The organism is Luteococcus sp. Sow4_B9 (genome assembly GCF_052116585.1).
Lineage (GTDB): Bacteria > Actinomycetota > Actinomycetes > Propionibacteriales > Propionibacteriaceae > Luteococcus.
In genome coordinates this window covers 1-1,486 of sequence record NZ_JBQKKT010000057.1, presented here as the reverse complement: position 1 = coordinate 1,486, position 1,486 = coordinate 1, and the positions used below count along the sequence as shown (strand labels likewise).

The window sequence follows — 1,486 nt, the reverse complement described above, 5'->3', positions numbered from 1 at the left end:
CCCGTTACCTTGCTGGTGACCCCGTAGGGAGGGGTCACGGTCGCCGGGCCCGGCATGACTCAGTGCCCCTGTCTCACCAATGATCCGGGGGGTGTTGTCACCGGGCCTGGTGGCGCCAGCCGACCGCTGATAGGGACACGGCCCAAGTTGAGGTCTCTTCGTAACGTGGGTGCCGGCAGCTGACGCATCACCACCCGGGCGACCGTTCCTCTTGGGATGGAAGGATGGTGATCGTCATGAGCGAGAACACCGGTTTCGACATCTGGTGCGGGCTGGACGTGGGCAAGAGTGGCCACCACGCCTGCGCCCTCGATGCTGCCGGTCGGAAGGTCTTCGACAAGCCCCTGCCTCAGGACCAGAAGCGCCTCGAGGAACTCTTCGACAAGCTCCAGACCCATGGCAGGGTCCTGGTGATCGTTGACCAGCCGAACACCATCGGCGCCCTGCCGATCGCCGTCGCCCGGTCGATGGGCATCCAGGTCGCCTACCTGCCCGGCCTGGCGATGCGCCGCGCGGCTGACCTCTACCCTGGCAACGCGAAGACCGACGCCCGCGACGCATACGTCATCGCGGACACCGCGAGGACCATGCCTCACACGCTGCGCCGGGTCGACGCCGGCGAGAAAACCCTCGCTGAACTCAAAGTGTTGGTGGGCTTCGATGAGGACCTCGCCGCCGAGGCCACCCGGTTGTCGAACCGCATCCGCGGCCTGCTCACCCAGATCCATCCCGCACTGGAACGCGTTGTCGGACCCAGGTTGACCACCAAACAGGGCTTGGCCGTGATCGAGCAACTCGGCGGACCCCAAGGCATCGCCGCTGTCACCAGGTCCAAGCTGCTGCGGGTCATCAGCAAGGCCTACCCGCGCGGCGCCCAAGACTTCGCCGACGCCATCACCACAGCTCTCGGTGAGCAGACCGTCATCGTTGCCGGCACCGCCGCAGCCGAGCAGGTCCTTCCCCAACTCGCTGCATCGCTGCGCCAGACGCTGGACCAGCGACACGCACTCGCGGCGCAGATCGAACAGGTTGTTGATGCTCACCCTCTTGCCGAGGTCCTGACCTCGATGCCAGGCGTCGGGGTCAGGACCGCAGCACGGATCCTGCTCGACGTCGGCGACGCCTCAGCCTTCCCCACCGCCGGACACCTCGCGGCCTACGCCGGCCTCGCCCCAGTCACCCGACGATCCGGCACCAGCATCCGCGGCGAGTTCCCCGCCCGGTCAGGCAACAAACACCTCAAACGAGCCCTGTTCCTGTCAGCCTTCGCCGCACTGCGCTCAGACCCCATCTCCAAGGCCTACTACGACCGCAAACGAGCCCAGGGAAAGAAACACAACGCCGCACTCATCTGCCTGTCCCGCCGCCGCTGCGACGTCCTGTTCGCCATGCTCAAGAACCGGGAGCCCTACCGAGCACCCGCCCCGACGCCAGAACCCTCACCCATACCCCTCGCCGCTTGACGAGCAACATAGGGACACCCCCC

Annotated in this window: 1 protein-coding gene; it reads left to right on the top strand. The window is 66.6% G+C overall.

Annotation, left to right across the window (positions count from 1 at the left end):
* The first annotated feature begins 236 nt into the window (after positions 1-236).
* Positions 237-1,463, top strand: coding sequence for an IS110 family transposase (locus tag ACTQ49_RS14900; protein WP_441828619.1), 1,227 nt, complete (start codon positions 237-239; stop codon positions 1,461-1,463).
* Positions 1,464-1,486: the final 23 nt, after the last annotated feature.

Excerpts from the sequence above, each read along its gene's own strand:
- ACTQ49_RS14900 (WP_441828619.1), top strand. The coding sequence starts at position 237 with ATGAGCGAGAACACCGGTTTCGACATCTGGTGCGGGCTGGACGTGGGC.